Here is a 17,410-nt window from a genome sequence, read left to right as displayed (position 1 = left end):
TCTACAGCTGCGACTTTCGCAGGTACCCTGACGGGGACCGGTACCCTGACACAGGAAGGCGGGAGCACCCGCTTCAGCGGTCTGTTGTCTAAGGACGGTGGGATTGCCCTTCAGAGTGGCGGTGCCATGACGATGGATGCCCTTCAGGCCAAGGTTAATGTGACGACACAGTCAGGCACCACCCTGACACTGGATAACGGGACCATCCTGACGGGGAACGTGGCGGGAGACAGTACCGGCGCAGGTGACATGGCGATTAAAGGTGCGTCTGTCTGGCATCTCGATGGTGACTCCACTGTCGGCGCATTAACGCTGGATAACGGGACCGTTGATTTCCGTCCGTCAACAACCACGCGTCTGACGCCAGCCTTCCAGGCAGTGTCGCTGACGCTCGGGAGTCTGTCGGGTAGCGGAATGTTCCGGATGAACACCGATATCGCATCGCATACCGGAGATATGCTGAAAGTTGCCGGTAATGCCAGCGGTAACTTTGTGCTGGATATCAAAAACACTGGCCGGGAGCCAGTATCTGCTGGCGCGCCGCTTCAGGTGGTACAGACCGGTGGCGGTGATGCCACGTTTACACTGAACGGCGGGAAAGTTGACGCCGGTACCTGGGAATACGGCCTGAGCAAGGAAAATACCAACTGGTATCTGAAGGTTGACACGCCTCCTCCGGTTACTCCGCCGACTAACCCGGATGCAGGTAACCCGGATGTAGGTGTGCCGTCTCCAGTGTATCGCACAACAAAATCAGCCGACGCGGTACTGGGCATGGCAACCGCACCGGTATACGTTTTTAACAGCGAGCTGCAGAATCTACGTTTCCGTCACGGCGATTTCATGCAGAACACCCGTTCGCCAGGAGGTGTATGGGGCCGTTATACCGGGTCTGATAATCGCATCAGTGGCGGAGCAAGCTCGGGTTACGCCCTGACCCAGAACGGTTTCGAAACCGGTGGTGACAAGGTCTTTGATCTGGGGGAAAGCCGTTTAGCTGTGGGAGCATTCGTCTCTTACACTGACAACAGCATTAGCCATAATCGGGGCGGAGACAGTACGATCGGCAGTACCGGCGGCGGTCTGTATGCCACCTGGTTTGATAATGACGGCTACTACGTGGACGGTGTGCTGAAATATAACCGCTTTAATAATGAGCTGCGAACCTGGATGAGTGACGGTACGGCAGTTAAAGGCGATTACAGCCAGAACGGTTTCGGCGGCAGTCTCGAAGCGGGCAAGACCTTCAGTTTGAATGACAATACATGGGCTCAGCCATATGTGCGGACAACGGCGTTCCGCACAGATGCGAAGGATATCAGCCTGAATAACGGCATGAAAGCCAGCATCGGGACGACCAAATCGCTGCAGGCCGAGGCCGGTGTTAATCTCGGCATGAACCTTGACATTGCTGGTAAGACAGTCAAACCGTACCTCAAAGCGGCGATCAGCCATGAGTTTTCGGACAACAACAAAGTCCGGATTAATGACAGCTACGATTTCAGGAACGACATCTCCGGGACGACCGGGAAATACGGACTGGGTGTCAGTGCGCAGTTGACTCCAAATGCCGGCGTCTGGGCTGAGGCACGTTATGAAAACGGGAAGCATACCGAGTCTCCGGTCACGGGTAGTGTCGGGTTCCGTTTTAATTTCTGAGCCATATCCTGAACACTGCAGGAATTAAACCATGCGCTGCGGGCGGAAGCTGAAAGGCTTCTGCCCGCGTTTATTTATGCCGGGTAGCTTTCAACATCTCGTTATCGCATGACCGTGGTGCCAAATTGGTTTAAATATTCAGCTGGTGGCCGCAGTTTCAGATTGTGCATCAATTAGGGACGGCTTATTCCACCATCCCGGAGCATATCCCCATAGAACAGGATCAAGGTGCAACTGTTTAACACGTTTGATAAGCAGTAGAAATTTTGTGCCTGGCGCGACGTTGAATCGATCAATTGGTTCTGACGTATGCGATGTTGCGTTCGGTTTCTTCAGCGAGCAGGGCGAGATAATCTTCACGCGTCCTTGACTGTGAAAAGTGTCCACACATAGAAGCCCTGGCGATCTGTCAAACTGAAAGTATAGGATATTGACTAGTACGAGAGGATTTGAACTTCCACACCACTTATATTCCATTATGGCTTCTACCTTCTCGAGGCTACTATATGGTCGATAGACCACTACCCATTGTTACTTTTTTGGGGGCAAATTTGGGGGCAAAAATCAGTTAGGGGCATGATTTGGGACGATGAAATGGCCCATATTGACCGCGATTGTCCAAAGTTGTGTTCTATTAAATGATTGATTTAATTGTAATTTATTGCATTTACTGAATTTTCAAAATCAATTTTGTAGTCTAACGCTGATTATGTGGCTGTGGGGATAAACATTTAATAAACCGCGGGAAGGGAGTCATTTCGTTCATGAAATAAAAAGCCGGATAAGGCGATAGCCTCCATCCGGCTAAAATACGCATTAGCTCGCCTGTTTTTTCATCATGCTGAAGATAAACAGCAGCGCAGCACACAGCACCACGGAAGGACCTGCCGGGGTGTCATAGAAGGCCGAGAAGGTCAGCCCGCCTGTAACCGCTATCATTCCCACACCAACGGCAACCCCTGCCATCTGTTCTGGCGTACGGGCAAAGCGACGGGCGGTTGCCGCAGGGATAATAAGCAGCGAGGTGATAATTAACGCCCCGACAAATTTCATCGCCACGCCAATAGTTAATGCTGTGACCAGCATCAGCAGAAGCTTAACGCGTTGCAGTTTCACGCCATCCACAAATGCCAGATCCGGACTGATGGTCATCGACAGCAGGTTGCGCCACTGCCAGAACAAAATCGCCAGAACGATAACCACCCCAATGGCGATGGAGATAAGATCTTCCGGCGTCACGGCGAGCAAATCACCAAACAGATAGGCCATCAGATCTACACGGATGTTGGACATCAGGCTGACGACAACCAGCCCTAATGACAGTGCACTGTGGGCCATAATGCCCAGTAGGGTATCAATCGCGAGGTGAGGGCGTTTTTCCAGCCATACCAGACCGCCTGCCAGCAATAAGGTGACGACGATGACCGCATAGAAAGGGTTTACATCCAGCAGCAGGCCAAAGGCGACCCCCAGTAGCGAAGCGTGGGCCAGCGTATCACCGAAATAAGACATTCGACGCCAGACCACAAACGAGCCGAGTGGGCCAGCGGCACAGGCCAGCATGATCCCGGCTAACCAACCGGGTAATAACAATTCAATCATGAGTGACCATTTCCTCGGCGTAAGACGATACGACCCTGTAAATCGTGGCGGTGATTATGATTATGACGGTAAATTCCGAGTTGTTCGGCACCGCGTTGTCCGAACATTGAGATGAATTCCGGGTGCATGGAAACCACTTCCGGCGCACCAGAACAACAAATATGATGGTTCAGGCACAGTACCTCATCGGTTTTTGCCATCACCAGATGCAGGTCATGAGAAACCATCAGTACGGCGCAATCCAGTTCACGTCGCAACTGGTCGATAAGATCGTACAGCGCGACTTGACCATTGACATCCACGCCCTGGGTTGGCTCATCAAGCACTAGTAGCTGAGGTTTATTCAATAAAGCACGGGCCAACAGGACGCGTTGTGTCTCCCCGCCAGAGAGTTTTTGCATCGGCGCATTCATCAGATGTCCGGCCTGAACACGCTTCAGTGCCGGAAGGATATCTTCTTTTTTGGTGCCGGGACGCAGGCGCATAAACCGACTTACCGTCAGCGGAAGCGTAGTATCTAGGTACAGTTTTTGCGGCACATAGCCAATCCGCAATCGACCATTACGCTTGATAACTCCCTCATCAGCCTCTACCAGCCCTAATACAACGCGCACCAGCGTAGATTTCCCGGCACCATTTGGGCCGAGAAGCGTCAATATTTTACCGGGTCGAAGTTCAAGCGATACGTCAGAGAGGACGCGGCGTTGACCATAAGAGACCGAGACATTTTCCAGTGAAACCAAAGTCGTCATATCAATTTTAGTCTTGCAGAAGTTATAGAATGTTATAATATCACAATTATCACATTCATTACGATGATTGGTCGCATTATGTTACATAAAAATACGCTTCTTTTCGCAGCATTATCCGCTGCTCTTTGGGGTAGTGCAACACAGTCGGCAAATGCCGCTGTCGTGGCTTCTCTTAAGCCACTGGGGTTTATCGCTTCAGCCATTGCAGACGGGGTTACTGACACCCAGGTTCTGCTGCCTGACGGGGCTTCCGAACACGATTACTCATTGCGTCCTTCAGACGTAAAACGCTTACAGGGCGCGGACTTAGTCGTTTGGATTGGACCTGAGATGGAAGCGTTTATGGAAAAATCAGTCAAGAATATTCCTAACGCAAAACAGGTAACGATTGCGCAGCTCAATGACGTGAAGCCGTTACTCATGAAAGGTGCTGACGACGATGATGACGATCATGGACATAATGATGCCGGCAGTGAAAAAAGTGACGAGCATCACCATCACGGCGATTACAACATGCATCTTTGGCTTTCCCCAGAGATAGCACGGGCCTCAGCGGTTGCAATCCATGAAAAATTAGTGGAACTTATGCCGCAAAGTCGAGCCAAACTTGACGCCAACCTGAAGGATTTTGAGGCACAATTAGCCGCAACCGATAAGCAGGTAGGTAACGAGCTCGCGCCGCTCAAGGGAAAAGGTTACTTCGTTTTTCATGACGCCTATGGCTACTACGAAAAACACTACGGACTAACACCGCTTGGTCACTTTACCGTGAACCCTGAGATTCAACCTGGTGCGCAGCGTTTACATGAAATAAGAACACAGTTGGTTGAGCAAAAAGCAACCTGCGTTTTTGCTGAGCCACAGTTCAGGCCAGCGGTCGTTGAAGCCGTCGCGAGAGGGACATCCGTTCGAATGGGAACGTTGGATCCGCTCGGAACGAATATCAAACTGGGTAAAACAAGCTATTCAGCGTTTTTGAACCAATTAGCCAACCAGTATGCGAGCTGCCTGAAAGGAGATTAATGAGGAAGTGATTACGTGCAACAGATAGCCCGCTCTGTCGCTCTGGCATTTAATAATCTGCCGCGGCCCCATCGCGTTATGCTGGGGTCGCTTACCGTACTGACATTGGCCGTCGCTGTCTGGCGGCCCTATGTTTACCATCCTGATTCTGCACCTATCGTCAAAACTATCGAGCTGGAAAAAAGCGAGATTCGTTCACTATTGCCTGAGGCCAGCGAACCTATCGATCAGGCCGCTCAGGAAGACGAAGCTATCCCACAGGACGAACTGGATGACAAAACGTCTGGTGAAGCCGGCGTGCATGAGTATGTCGTCTCCACGGGCGATACGCTGAGCAGTATTCTGAATCAGTACGGCATCGATATGGGTGACATCAGTCAGCTCGCTGCTTCCGACAAACAACTGCGTAACCTGAAAATTGGTCAGCAACTTTCCTGGACGTTAGGCGCGGAAGGTGATTTGCAGCGCCTGACCTGGGAAGTCTCCCGTCGTGAAACCCGTACTTACGATCGCACCGCGACGGGTTTCAAAATGAGCAGCGAAATGCAGCAGGGCGATTGGGTTAACAGCCGAATCAAAGGCACCGTGGGCGGAAGCTTCGTCGCCAGTGCCAAAGATGCCGGACTGACCAGCTCTGAAATCAGCGCAGTGATTAAGGCCATGCAGTGGCAGATGGATTTCCGCAAACTGAAAAAAGGCGATGAGTTCTCGGTACTGATGTCTCGCGAAATGCTGGACGGTAAACGTGAGCAAAGCCAACTGTTGGGCGTCCGCTTGCGTTCTGAAGGTAAAGATTATTACGCAATCCGTGCTGAAGACGGTAAGTTCTATGACCGCAACGGTACCGGACTGGCGAAAGGCTTTATGCGTTTCCCGACGGCTAAGCAGTTCCGCATCTCTTCCAACTTTAACCCGCGTCGTCTGAACCCGGTGACCGGACGCGTTGCGCCGCACAAAGGTGTCGACTTTGCGATGCCGCAGGGGACGCCGGTGCTGTCGGTGGGTGATGGCGAAGTGGTTGTAGCCAAGCGCAGCGGCGCAGCCGGATACTATGTTGCGGTTCGTCATGGTCGCACCTATACCACGCGTTATATGCACCTGCGTAAGTTGTTGGTCAAACCAGGACAAAAAGTGAAACGTGGCGATCGTATCGCGCTGTCTGGCAATACCGGGCGTTCTACGGGTCCGCATCTGCACTACGAAGTCTGGATCAACCAGCAGGCAGTGAATCCTCTGACGGCGAAACTGCCGCGCACAGAAGGTCTGACCGGGTCGGACCGCACCGATTACCTGGCACAGGTGAAAGAGGTTGTTCCTCAGTTGCGTTTCGATTAATTAACACGCTGACAGAGCCGGTACGCTATGCGTGCCGGCTTTTTTATTTTGTACGGCGCATCGCGCGCCGCTACACTATCAGCAGATCTACTTTTCGCCGCACCAGACACTGGAAGAGCATGGAAACGAAAAAAAAGAATATTGAATATATCCCTGAGTTTCACAAATCATTTCGCCATCCGCGCTACTGGGGTGCATGGCTTGGTGTGGCGGCGATAGCAGGCATTTCGTTAACGCCAGCATCATTTCGCGATCCAATTCTGGCAAAGCTCGGAAGAATGGCCGGGCGGCTGGGAAAAAGCTCGCGTCGCAGAGCACTGATCAATTTATCCCTCTGCTTTCCTGAGCGCAGCGAAGCTGAGCGTGAAGCTATTGTCGATGAGATGTTTGCGACTGCACCTCAGGCGATGGTCATGATGTCGGAACTCGCCATACGCGGCCCGGAAAAAATTCAGCATCGGGTTGACTGGCAGGGGCTGGAAATCATCGAAGAGATGCGTCGCAACGATGAAAAAGTGATTTTTCTGGTTCCTCATGGTTGGGGCGTAGATATCCCAGCGATGCTGATGGCTTCCCAGGGACAGAAAATGGCTGCGATGTTCCACAATCAGGGAAACCCGGTATTCGATTTTGTCTGGAACACGGTACGTCGTCGTTTCGGTGGTCGTTTGCATGCGCGTAATGATGGCATCAAACCGTTTATTCAGTCTGTACGTCAGGGATATTGGGGATACTACCTGCCGGATCAGGACCATGGCCCTGAGCACAGCGAGTTTGTGGATTTTTTTGCTACCTATAAAGCCACGTTACCGGCGATTGGCCGCCTGATGAAGGTGTGTCACGCCCGTGTGGTGCCGCTGTTCCCGGTATACAATGGGAAAACGCATCGCTTAACGATTCAGGTTCGTCCTCCGATGGATGACATCCTGACGGCGGATGACCACACCATTGCCAGACGAATGAACGAAGAAGTGGAAATCTTTGTGACGCCGCATCTCGAGCAATACACCTGGATTCTAAAACTGCTTAAGACGCGCAAACCCGGTGAAATTGAGCCTTATAAGCGCAAAGATCTTTATCCGAAGAAATAAAAAAAGCCTCTCAAACGAGAGGCTTTTTTACTTCAAACGGGGCGTTACTCGACGGTCAGAATACGCGTGGTATTCGTTGAGCCAATGGTGCTCATGACATCGCCTTGCGTCACAATGACCAGGTCGCCGGAAACCAGATAGCCTTTATCGCGCAGCAGGTTCACTGCTTCACTGGCGGCAACGACGCCGTCAGTTTCGCTGTCAAAGTGAACCGGGGTGACGCCGCGATACAGGGAAGTCAGATTCAGCGTACGTTCATGACGAGACATCGCGAAAATCGGCAGACCAGAACTGATGCGTGAGGTCATCAGCGCAGTACGACCGGATTCCGTCATTGTGATGATAGCGGTGACCCCTTTCAGGTGGTTAGCGGCATACATCGCTGACATGGCAATCGCTTCTTCAACGTTATCAAACTGCACGTCAAGGCGGTGTTTAGAAACATTGATGCTCGGGATCTTCTCAGCACCCAAACAGACGCGCGCCATAGCCGCGACGGTTTCAGCCGGGTACTGACCTGCTGCAGTTTCTGCAGAGAGCATAACGGCATCGGTACCGTCGAGGACGGCGTTAGCCACGTCCATCACTTCCGCACGGGTCGGCATTGGGTTGGTGATCATCGACTCCATCATCTGCGTGGCGGTAATGACCGCACGGTTCAGCTGACGTGCGCGGCGAATCAACGCTTTCTGAATACCTACCAGCTCAGGATCGCCAATTTCAACGCCCAGGTCGCCACGCGCCACCATCACCACGTCGGAGGCAAGGATGATGTCATCCATCGCATTCTGGTCGCAGACGGCTTCTGCACGTTCTACCTTGGCGACAATTTTCGCATCGCAGCCAGCGTCGCGCGCCAGACGGCGGGCATAGTTCAGATCTTCGCCGCAGCGCGGGAAGGAGACGGCCAGATAGTCAACGCTGATTTGCGCGGCGGTGACGATGTCGGCTTTGTCTTTTTCGGTCAGGGCTTCAGCAGAGAGACCGCCGCCCAGTTTGTTAATGCCCTTGTTGTTGGACAGCGGGCCACCGACGGTAACTTCGGTGAAGACTTTCATGCCCTGAACTTCCAGCACTTTAAGCTGCACGCGACCGTCGTCGAGCAGCAGGATATCGCCCGGGACGACGTCAGCAGGTAGTCCTTTATAATCAATACCGACTTTTTCTTTGTCGCCTTCGCCTTTGCCGAGGTTGGCGTCTAACAGGAACTTGTCGCCAACGTTAAGAAATACTTTACCTTCTTTAAAGGTTGATACGCGGATTTTAGGTCCCTGCAGGTCACCCAAAATAGCTACATGACGTCCCAGTTTTGCGGCAATTTCACGGACCTTATCCGCCCGCAGTTTGTGATCTTCTGGAGAGCCGTGAGAAAAGTTCATACGTACAACGTTCGCACCCGCGGCGATAATCTTTTCAAGGTTATTATCGCGGTCAGTTGCCGGGCCTAACGTGGTAACGATTTTGGTTCTGCGAAGCCTTCTGGACATGTAATACTCCGTTGACTGAAACAACTTGGTGTTGCGTGAACATTAATCCGGTCGTTCTCAAATATTAACGGTAAATGAACGACCCGGATGATAAAAGGGTAGAACATTGTTATTGCTTTTAGCGGTCATCACTCTTGATGAGTAATTCTTTATCAAAACGCGATTCCTTGAGCGCTTCCTTGACACGCTTCAAGTTATCTCTAAATTTTGCCCCACGGCGCAAAGTAAATCCTGTAGCCAGCACATCTATCACGGTCAGTTGAGCAAGTCGAGAGACCATGGGCATATAAATGTCAGTATCTTCCGGTACATCGAGAGTAATTGCCAGCGTTGCTTCACGCGCCAGTGGCGTGCCGGGAGAGGTGAGGGCGATAACCATGGCGTCATTTTCCCGCGCCAACTGCGCCAGTTCCACCAGACTTTTGGTTCTTCCGGTATGAGAAATAAGCACAATGACGTCATCGTCGCTACAATTCATGCAACTCATGCGTTGCAGAACAATATCGTCGGAATAGATTACCGGTACGTTAAACCGGAAAAATTTATTCATTGCGTCATGCGCCACTGCGGCAGAAGAACCGAGGCCAAAGAAGGCAATTTTTTTCGCCTGAGTTAATAAATCTACGGCCCGGTTTACCGCTGCGTTATCCAGAGACTGGCGGACGTGGTCGAGGCTTGCCATCGCTGACTCGAAGATTTTCCCCGTGTAAGATTCTACGCTGTCATCCTCATCCACATTGCGATTAACATAAGGGGTGCCATTTGCCAGACTTTGCGCCAGATGCAGTTTAAAATCAGGGAAGCCGCGGGTATCCATGCTGCGACAGAAACGGTTCACCGTCGGTTCGCTGACATTGGCTTCCACAGCAAGTGTGGCGATGCTTGAATGGATTGCCCGCTCGGGAGAGGCAAGAATAATGTCGGCGACTTTACGCTCTGACTTGCTCAACTGTTCCAGTTTTAACTGGATTTTTTCCAGCATATTCATGATGTAGGTAGACTCATGGGTCATGGGCAAAAACGATTTCAATGATACGGAGAAATCGGGGCATAATTTCGTGTATAGATATTACCCCTGCTAATGCAGCAACGGGGCAAAATGGACAGAATAGTTGTTGTTTTTTTTCATTACATGATCGGAGTCGGGTTTTCTTACGTCTTCAGGGGTACGAAAAAAGACGACTTTTTTGTCCAATTTGCGACGGCAAACGCCCATAAAGCGACTGTTCGCGGTAACAGCACGGCTGGATAAGCGTTTACGGTTTCCGGATTCACGTAAAAGCAGTACAGTGCACTGTAATAAAATTACAACCAGTGTCTGGCAAAAGCACCAGGCACTTAATTGAGGAGAATGACATGGCGGTAACGCAAACAGCCCAGGCATGTGATCTGGTCATTTTCGGCGCGAAGGGCGACCTGGCGCGGCGGAAATTGCTGCCTTCCCTGTATCAACTGGAAAAGGCCGGCCAGATTAACCCGGAAACCCGTATCATTGGGGTAGGGCGTGCCGACTGGGACAAAGCAGCCTATACCAAGGTTGTGCGTGAAGCGCTCGAAACCTTCATGAAAGAAAAAATCGACGAAGGTTTGTGGGAGACTCTCAGCGGTCGTCTGGAGTTTTGTAATCTGGACGTCAATGACACCGCCGCGTTTAGCCGTCTGGGCGAAATGCTGGATCAAAAATCACGTACCACCATTAACTATTTCGCGATGCCGCCGAGCACCTTTGGCGCGATCTGCAAAGGCTTGGGTGAAGCAAAGCTGAATGCTAAACCAGCCCGTGTTGTGATGGAAAAACCGCTGGGTACGTCGCTGGCAACATCCCGTGAAATCAACGATCAGGTCGGCGAGTATTTCGAAGAGTGTCAGGTTTATCGTATCGACCACTATCTTGGCAAAGAGACGGTCCTGAACCTGCTGGCACTGCGTTTTGCCAACTCCCTGTTTGTGAACAACTGGGATAACCGCACTATCGATCACGTAGAAATTACCGTGGCGGAAGAAGTGGGTATTGAAGGCCGTTGGGGCTATTTTGACCAGGCAGGTCAAATGCGCGACATGATTCAGAACCACCTGCTGCAGATCCTGTGCATGATTGCGATGTCTCCGCCGTCCGATCTGAGCGCCGACAGCATTCGTGATGAAAAAGTGAAGGTACTGAAATCGCTGCGTCGTATCGATCGTTCGAACGTACGTGAAAAAACGGTTCGCGGTCAGTACACCGCGGGTTTTGCCCAGGGCAAAAAAGTGCCGGGGTATCTGGAAGAAGAAGGCGCGAACAAGAGCAGCAACACGGAAACGTTTGTGGCGATCCGTGTGGATATCGATAACTGGCGCTGGGCGGGAGTTCCGTTCTACCTGCGTACCGGTAAACGTTTACCGACGAAGTGCTCTGAAGTGGTGGTTTACTTCAAAACGCCTGAGCTGAATCTGTTCAGAGAATCCTGGCAGGATCTGCCGCAGAACAAGTTGACCATCCGTTTGCAGCCTGATGAAGGTGTCGATATCCAGGTACTGAACAAAGTGCCGGGTCTGGATCACAAGCATAATCTGCAAATTACCAAGCTTGATCTGAGCTATTCCGAAACCTTCAACCAGACGCACCTTGCCGACGCCTATGAGCGCCTGCTGCTCGAAACAATGCGCGGAATACAGGCGCTGTTTGTGCGTCGTGATGAAGTTGAAGAAGCATGGAAGTGGGTCGACTCAATTACCGAAGCCTGGGCGATGGACAACGACGCGCCGAAGCCGTATCAGGCAGGGACCTGGGGCCCGGTTGCTTCTGTGGCGATGATTACCCGAGATGGTCGTTCCTGGAACGAATTCGAGTAAAATATCATCTAGCCCATAGGTGTTATTTTACCGGTAACATGATCTAACACAGATTGTAGAATAATTTTTGCACTTTTAGGCTCCGCGTGGATTCACCCGCGGGGCTTTTTTTATTACACTGCCTGAAACGATTTTGCCCCTGAGCTACGGCCAACAAGCGATTCAGCTATTTTTACCCAACTGAAACACATTGTTGATCCAACGCTCTGACAGATAAATTTTAGGAGCCTCTATGAATCCGAATTTGTTACGCGTAACACAACGTATCGTCGAACGTTCTCGTGACACACGTTCCGCCTACCTCGCCCGTATTGAACAAGCGAAATCAACTACCGTTCATCGCTCGCAACTGGCATGCGGTAACCTGGCGCATGGTTTTGCTGCGTGTCAGCCGGACGATAAGGCCTCGCTGAAAAGCATGCTGCGTAACAATATCGCGATCATTACCTCCTATAACGACATGCTTTCCGCGCATCAGCCGTATGAACACTATCCGGCCATCATTCGTAAAGCACTGCATGAAGCCAATGCAGTAGGCCAGGTTGCTGGCGGTGTACCTGCAATGTGCGACGGTGTGACCCAGGGGCAGGATGGGATGGAGCTTTCGCTGCTCAGTCGTGAAGTGATTGCGATGTCTGCTGCAGTGGGCCTTTCCCACAACATGTTCGACGGCGCGTTGTTCCTCGGCGTATGCGACAAAATTGTCCCGGGTCTGGTAATGGCTGCGCTGTCATTTGGTCATCTGCCGTCAATCTTTATTCCTTCCGGTCCGATGGCGAGCGGTCTGGCGAACAAAGAAAAAGTGCGTATCCGTCAGCTGTATGCTGAAGGTAAAGTCGATCGCATGGCGCTTCTTGAATCCGAGGCGGCGTCTTATCACGCTCCGGGTACCTGTACGTTCTACGGCACGGCGAACACTAACCAGATGGTAGTGGAGTTTATGGGTATGCAACTGCCTGGCTCCTCATTTGTACATCCTGATGCGCCGCTGCGTGAAGCGCTGACCGCGGCTGCAGCCCGTCAGGTAACACGCCTGACCGGCAATGGCAATGAATGGATGCCGATCGGTAAAATGATCGATGAAAAAGTGGTAGTGAACGGTATTGTGGCGCTGCTGGCGACCGGGGGCTCTACCAACCATACGATGCACCTGGTGGCTATGGCGCGTGCGGCCGGGATTCTGATTAACTGGGATGATTTCTCCGATCTGTCCGATATCGTGCCGCTGATGGCGCGTCTGTACCCGAATGGTCCGGCAGATATTAACCACTTCCAGGCGGCGGGTGGCGTGCCGGTGTTAATGCGTGAACTGCTCAATGCGGGTCTGCTACATGAAGATGTGAACACCGTTGCCGGATTCGGTTTATCCCGCTACACCATGGAACCGTGGCTTAACGAGGGTGAACTGGACTGGCGCGAAGGGGCGGTGAAGTCTCTGGACAACAACGTGATCGCCACCTTTGACCAACCATTCTCCCACCACGGCGGCACCAAAGTGCTGAGCGGTAATCTCGGGCGTGCGGTGATGAAAACGTCGGCGGTACCGGTAGAAAACCAGATTATTGAAGCGCCGGCAGTTGTCTTTGAAAGTCAGCATGATGTCTTACCCGCGTTCGATGCGGGTCTGCTTGACCGGGATTGCGTGGTGGTTGTGCGCCATCAGGGACCAAAAGCGAACGGAATGCCAGAATTACATAAACTCATGCCGCCACTTGGTGTATTATTGGACCGTTGTTTCAAAATTGCGTTAGTTACCGATGGACGACTTTCAGGTGCTTCAGGTAAAGTGCCTTCAGCAATCCATGTAACCCCGGAAGCCTATGATGGCGGGCTGCTGGCAAAAGTACGCGATGGCGACATCATTCGTGTGAATGTACAGACAGGTGAATTGACGCTGCTGGTGGATGAAGAGGAACTTGCCTCCCGTCAGCCACACATTCCTGATCTCAGCGCATCGCGCGTGGGTACGGGACGTGAAATGTTCAGCGCGTTGCGTGAAAAGCTGTCCGGTGCGGAGCAGGGCGCAACCTGTATCACTTTTTAAGACTTATTTTGTAATCAGGCGAGAGAAAACTCTGATGAAAAACTGGAAGACAAGTGCAGAAGCAATCCTGACCACGGGCCCGGTTGTACCGGTTATCGTGGTTAATAAACTGGAACACGCGGTGCCAATGGCAAAAGCGCTGGTTGCAGGGGGCGTGCGCGTTCTGGAAGTGACCTTACGTACCGCATGTGCGATGGATGCCATTCGCGCGATCGCAAAAGAAGTTCCCGACGCTATCGTTGGTGCGGGTACCGTACTGAATCCACAGCAACTGGCTGAAGTCACTGAAGCGGGTGCGCAGTTTGCTATCAGCCCGGGTCTGACCGAGCCGCTGCTGAAAGCTGCAACTGAAGGCACTATTCCGCTGATCCCAGGCATCAGCACCGTTTCTGAACTGATGCTGGGTATGGACTACGGTTTGAAAGAGTTCAAATTCTTCCCGGCGGAAGCCAACGGCGGTACTAAAGCGCTGCAGGCAATTGCGGGTCCGTTCTCTCAGGTCCGTTTCTGCCCAACCGGCGGTATTTCGCCAGCGAACTACCGTGATTACCTGGCACTGAAAAGCGTGCTGTGCATCGGTGGTTCCTGGCTGGTTCCGGCAGATGCCCTGGAAGCTGGCGATTACGCACGCATTACCAAGCTGGCTCGTGAAGCAGTTGAAGGCGCGAAGCTGTAATTGCGTAAAATGCCCGGTAATAATTACCGGGCCTGCGAGTCTGAAACGGGCCATCTGGCCCGTTTTTTATCCTGCGACTTTCACCTGTGCCGCCGCGTCTTTCGCGCGTGTCACCGCGTCTTCAATACTCTGCGCTGTTGCCAGCACAACGCCCATACGACGGCTCCCGTCGATGTCTGGCTTGCCGAAGAATCTGACTTGCATACCTGTGCCCACAGCGGCCTGTACGTTATCAAACGTGACATTCTGGCTGGTAAGCTGCGGCAGAATAACGGCGGAAGCAGAAGGTCCATACTGACGGATTGCGCCAACCGGCAGACCGAGAAATGCGCGTACATGCAGGGCAAACTCAGACAGATCCTGCGAAATCAAGGTCACCATACCCGTGTCGTGAGGGCGAGGGGAAACTTCGCTGAAAATGACCTCATCACCGCAGACAAATAGCTCTACCCCAAACAGACCGTGGCCGCCCAGCGCCAGCACCACCTTACGGGCAATCTCCTGCGCTCGAGCCAGCGCCAGGTCACTCATCTGCTGCGGCTGCCAGGATTCGCGATAATCGCCATCTTCCTGACGATGTCCTACCGGTGCGCAGAAATGTACGCCATCAACGGCGCTGACGGTAAGCAGGGTGATTTCAAAATCAAAATTCACTACGCCTTCGACGATAACGCGTCCGGCACCTGCTCGGCCGCCTTGTTGAGCATAATTCCAGGCTTCAGTGAGTCGATCGGCGGAACGAATAAAGCTCTGTCCCTTACCGGAGGAACTCATTACCGGCTTCACGATGCAGGGATAGCCGATTTCGGCGACGGCCTCGCGAAAGCGGGCTTCGCTGTCAGCAAAGCGGTAAGAAGAGGTCGGTAGAGATAATTCTTCGGCGGCGAGACGACGGATTCCTTCGCGGTTCATGGTCAACTGCGTCGCTCGGGCGCACGGCACGATGTTGTGACCGTCTTGTTCCAGTTTTACCAGCATATCCGTGGCAATCGCCTCTATTTCCGGCACGATATAATGTGGTTTTTCACGCTCGACGAGCTGGCGTAAAGCATCGCCATCCAGCATGTTGATTACGTATGAGCGATGGGCAACGTGCATGGCTGGCGCGTCGGGGTAACGATCCACGGCAATGACTTCCACACCCAGGCGTTGGCATTCAATCGCTACCTCTTTACCCAGTTCACCTGAACCTAATAACATCACTCGCGTTGCTGCGGGACGCAGCGCTGTGCCTAATAACGTCATAAATTAATCCCCTGTTTTATCTGGGCGCAGTATATACGAAAACGTTTGCGTCTGTCTTTATTACCAGGTTGATTTCAAGGCGCAAAAAGAATATACTGTACATAAATACAGGTAATTTAAGAGGCTGCAAAAATGGCGGTTGAAGTTAAATACGTAGTCATTCGGGAAGGTGAGGAAAAAATGTCGTTTACCAGCAAAAAGGAAGCCGATGCGTATGACAAAATGCTTGATACAGCAGATTTGCTCGACACATGGCTGGAGCAATCGCCGGTAGCGCTCGAAGACGAGCAGCGCGAAGCGCTTTCCCTGTGGCTGGCTGAGCAGAAAGATGTGCTGAGCGCCATTCTGAAAAACGGCAAGCTGCCCTCTCCGCAGGCGGTCGAAAACGATGCGCACGCTGAGGATGATACTCAGGCTGCCTGAAACGACTTGCGCTCCTGACGTTTTGTACCATGCTTTTCCCTGAATCATTGTGCAATCCCTGACGTCTTTTCACGTTGCAACAGGCAACCTGAAGGACGAAGGGGAGATTAAGGAGAAAAGAATGTATAAAAAAAGAGCGTTGTTGAGCCTGCTGTTGTTATCTGCCAGCGTATCTGTATTTGCGGCAAATATGGAAAGCAAGAAAGTTCAGTTCCCCAAGTGCGAAGGACTGAATGCTGACGGTATCGCGGCGAGCGTGAAACGTGATTATCAGCAAAATCGCATTGCGCGCTGGGCTGACGATCAAAAACGCGTCGGGCAAGCCGATCCTGTCGCCTGGGTCAACACGCCCGATATTACGGGCAAAGATGGGAAATGGTCAGTTCCCCTCACGGTTCGCGGTAAAAGCGCGGATATTCACTACCAGGTAAAAGTCGACTGCAAAGCCGGAACGGCGGAGTATCAGTCGCAGTAACGAAGGTAGAAGGTATTTGCACTTCTTTTGATGACCTGAACACTTCCTGACATCCCCTCGGGTACGCTTTGATGATTATTCGTCTGTACTTGAGGGCAACATGGCTAACTGGCTGAATCAACTTCAATCTCTTCTTGGGCAAAAAGGATCTTCCGCGTCATCTTCTGGTGAGCAAGGGCTGAGTAAACTTCTGGTTCCCGGCGCGTTAGGCGGTCTGGCAGGATTACTGGTTGCCAACAAATCTTCACGTAAATTACTGAGTAAATACGGCACCAGCGCGCTTCTGGTGGGCGGCGGTGCGGTTGCCGGTACTGTGTTATGGAACAAATACAAGGATAAGGTTCGCGCGGCGCATCAGGGTGAGCCGCAGTTCGGTGCACAAAGCTCGCCGCTGGATGAGCGAACCGAACGACTGATCCTGGCGCTGGTTTTTGCGGCGAAAAGCGATGGTCATATTGATGCCAAAGAACGTACCGCCATTGAGCAGCAGCTCCGTGAAGCAGGCGTGGAAGAGCAGGGCCGTGTTCTGATCGAACGCGCCATTGAACAACCGTTAGATCCTCAGCGCCTGGCACAAGGGATCCGCAACGAAGAAGAGGCGCTGGAAATTTACTTCCTGAGCTGTGCAGCGATTGATATCGACCACTTTATGGAGCGTAGCTATCTGAACGCGCTGGGCGATGCGTTGAAGATCCCGCAGGATGTTCGTGAAGGCATTGAACAGGATCTCAAGGAACAAAAACAGGCTTTACCGGGTTAATTACTT

General features: G+C 52.1%; 14 protein-coding genes and 2 pseudogenes. 10 read left to right on the top strand and 6 right to left on the bottom strand.

From position 1 onward, the window contains the following. A pseudogene (locus tag HV037_RS14720) lies at positions 1–1,659 on the top strand (autotransporter outer membrane beta-barrel domain-containing protein); the annotation flags it as partial. 141 nt (positions 1,660–1,800) lie between these two features. On the opposite strand, the pseudogene HV037_RS24610 reads toward HV037_RS14720, so the two are convergent. From HV037_RS24610 to znuC, 3 genes and pseudogenes are all read right to left on the bottom strand, one after another. Continuing rightward, positions 1,801–2,050, bottom strand: a pseudogene (locus HV037_RS24610) (SOS response-associated peptidase family protein); the annotation flags it as partial. 425 nt (positions 2,051–2,475) lie between these two features. Continuing rightward, on the bottom strand, positions 2,476–3,261 hold the full coding sequence (znuB, locus tag HV037_RS14715; protein ID WP_016152760.1) for a zinc ABC transporter permease subunit ZnuB: 786 nt from the start codon (positions 3,259–3,261) through the stop codon (positions 2,476–2,478). Beyond that, positions 3,258–4,013 (bottom strand): zinc ABC transporter ATP-binding protein ZnuC, encoded by a 756-nt coding sequence (gene znuC / locus HV037_RS14710; RefSeq protein WP_016152761.1) that lies wholly within the window; start codon positions 4,011–4,013, stop codon positions 3,258–3,260. The genes znuB and znuC overlap by 4 nt, the downstream gene beginning before the upstream one ends. 78 nt (positions 4,014–4,091) lie before the next feature. On the opposite strand from znuC, the gene znuA reads away from it, so the two are divergent. From znuA to lpxM, 3 genes are all read left to right on the top strand, one after another. Continuing rightward, positions 4,092–5,036 carry a zinc ABC transporter substrate-binding protein ZnuA gene (gene znuA, locus HV037_RS14705; protein ID WP_019076521.1) on the top strand — a complete coding sequence of 315 codons (945 nt, stop codon included), beginning with the start codon at positions 4,092–4,094 and terminating at the stop codon, positions 5,034–5,036. Between the two features lie 15 nt (positions 5,037–5,051). Next, positions 5,052–6,371, top strand: a complete 1,320-nt coding sequence (gene mepM, locus HV037_RS14700) for a murein DD-endopeptidase MepM (protein WP_016152763.1) — start codon at positions 5,052–5,054, stop codon at positions 6,369–6,371. Between the two features lie 119 nt (positions 6,372–6,490). Beyond that, positions 6,491–7,462: a lauroyl-Kdo(2)-lipid IV(A) myristoyltransferase gene (lpxM, locus tag HV037_RS14695; RefSeq protein ID WP_016152764.1), complete on the top strand. Its 972-nt coding sequence runs from the start codon at positions 6,491–6,493 to the stop codon at positions 7,460–7,462. 44 nt (positions 7,463–7,506) lie between these two features. Here the strand turns inward: lpxM and pyk are convergent, their stop codons facing one another. Then, a complete protein-coding gene (gene pyk, locus HV037_RS14690) occupies positions 7,507–8,949 on the bottom strand; it encodes a pyruvate kinase (protein WP_016152765.1) in 1,443 nt (480 codons plus the stop codon). A gap of 118 nt (positions 8,950–9,067) precedes the next feature. Further along, the gene (locus HV037_RS14685; protein ID WP_019076523.1) at positions 9,068–9,937 is read right to left on the bottom strand and encodes a MurR/RpiR family transcriptional regulator; all 870 of its coding nucleotides are present in this window, start codon (positions 9,935–9,937) and stop codon (positions 9,068–9,070) included. Positions 9,938–10,305: 368 nt separating this feature from the next. Between HV037_RS14685 and zwf the strand changes: the two genes are divergently transcribed. From zwf to kdgA, 3 genes are all read left to right on the top strand, one after another. Further along, positions 10,306–11,781: a glucose-6-phosphate dehydrogenase gene (zwf, locus tag HV037_RS14680; protein ID WP_003034896.1), complete on the top strand. Its 1,476-nt coding sequence runs from the start codon at positions 10,306–10,308 to the stop codon at positions 11,779–11,781. A 232-nt stretch (positions 11,782–12,013) separates the two neighbouring features. Then, a complete protein-coding gene (gene edd / locus HV037_RS14675) occupies positions 12,014–13,825 on the top strand; it encodes a phosphogluconate dehydratase (protein WP_181545559.1) in 1,812 nt (603 codons plus the stop codon). A gap of 34 nt (positions 13,826–13,859) precedes the next feature. Next, a complete protein-coding gene (gene kdgA, locus HV037_RS14670; protein WP_016152768.1) occupies positions 13,860–14,501 on the top strand; it encodes a bifunctional 4-hydroxy-2-oxoglutarate aldolase/2-dehydro-3-deoxy-phosphogluconate aldolase in 642 nt (213 codons plus the stop codon). 66 nt (positions 14,502–14,567) lie between these two features. Here the strand turns inward: kdgA and purT are convergent, their stop codons facing one another. Next, positions 14,568–15,746 (bottom strand): formate-dependent phosphoribosylglycinamide formyltransferase, encoded by a 1,179-nt coding sequence (purT, locus tag HV037_RS14665; protein ID WP_016156219.1) that lies wholly within the window; start codon positions 15,744–15,746, stop codon positions 14,568–14,570. Between the two features lie 132 nt (positions 15,747–15,878). On the opposite strand from purT, the gene yebG reads away from it, so the two are divergent. The 3 genes from yebG to HV037_RS14650 all read left to right on the top strand — a co-directional run bounded on the left by yebG (position 15,879) and on the right by HV037_RS14650 (position 17,404). After that, a complete protein-coding gene (yebG, locus tag HV037_RS14660) occupies positions 15,879–16,169 on the top strand; it encodes a DNA damage-inducible protein YebG (protein ID WP_003833810.1) in 291 nt (96 codons plus the stop codon). 121 nt (positions 16,170–16,290) lie between these two features. After that, complete coding sequence (gene yebF / locus HV037_RS14655; RefSeq protein ID WP_016152770.1) at positions 16,291–16,644, top strand: protein YebF; 354 nt, start codon at positions 16,291–16,293, stop codon at positions 16,642–16,644. Positions 16,645–16,744: 100 nt separating this feature from the next. Next, on the top strand, positions 16,745–17,404 hold the full coding sequence (locus HV037_RS14650) for a tellurite resistance TerB family protein (protein ID WP_016156220.1): 660 nt from the start codon (positions 16,745–16,747) through the stop codon (positions 17,402–17,404). Positions 17,405–17,410 lie beyond the last annotated feature (6 nt).

The organism is Citrobacter sp. RHBSTW-00017, from assembly GCF_013797615.1.
Lineage (GTDB): Bacteria > Pseudomonadota > Gammaproteobacteria > Enterobacterales > Enterobacteriaceae > Citrobacter > Citrobacter braakii.
Note: the sequence above shows the minus strand (reverse complement) of the source record. Positions and strands in the feature narration are given on the sequence as shown.

Excerpts from the sequence above, each read along its gene's own strand:
- znuB (WP_016152760.1), bottom strand. The coding sequence starts at position 3,261 with ATGATTGAATTGTTATTACCCGGTTGGTTAGCCGGGATCATGCTGGCC.
- znuC (WP_016152761.1), bottom strand. The coding sequence starts at position 4,013 with ATGACGACTTTGGTTTCACTGGAAAATGTCTCGGTCTCTTATGGTCAA.
- znuA (WP_019076521.1), top strand. The coding sequence starts at position 4,092 with ATGTTACATAAAAATACGCTTCTTTTCGCAGCATTATCCGCTGCTCTT.
- lpxM (WP_016152764.1), top strand. The coding sequence starts at position 6,491 with ATGGAAACGAAAAAAAAGAATATTGAATATATCCCTGAGTTTCACAAA.
- pyk (WP_016152765.1), bottom strand. The coding sequence starts at position 8,949 with ATGTCCAGAAGGCTTCGCAGAACCAAAATCGTTACCACGTTAGGCCCG.
- HV037_RS14685 (WP_019076523.1), bottom strand. The coding sequence starts at position 9,937 with ATGAATATGCTGGAAAAAATCCAGTTAAAACTGGAACAGTTGAGCAAG.
- zwf (WP_003034896.1), top strand. The coding sequence starts at position 10,306 with ATGGCGGTAACGCAAACAGCCCAGGCATGTGATCTGGTCATTTTCGGC.
- edd (WP_181545559.1), top strand. The coding sequence starts at position 12,014 with ATGAATCCGAATTTGTTACGCGTAACACAACGTATCGTCGAACGTTCT.
- kdgA (WP_016152768.1), top strand. The coding sequence starts at position 13,860 with ATGAAAAACTGGAAGACAAGTGCAGAAGCAATCCTGACCACGGGCCCG.
- purT (WP_016156219.1), bottom strand. The coding sequence starts at position 15,746 with ATGACGTTATTAGGCACAGCGCTGCGTCCCGCAGCAACGCGAGTGATG.
- yebG (WP_003833810.1), top strand. The coding sequence starts at position 15,879 with ATGGCGGTTGAAGTTAAATACGTAGTCATTCGGGAAGGTGAGGAAAAA.
- yebF (WP_016152770.1), top strand. The coding sequence starts at position 16,291 with ATGTATAAAAAAAGAGCGTTGTTGAGCCTGCTGTTGTTATCTGCCAGC.
- HV037_RS14650 (WP_016156220.1), top strand. The coding sequence starts at position 16,745 with ATGGCTAACTGGCTGAATCAACTTCAATCTCTTCTTGGGCAAAAAGGA.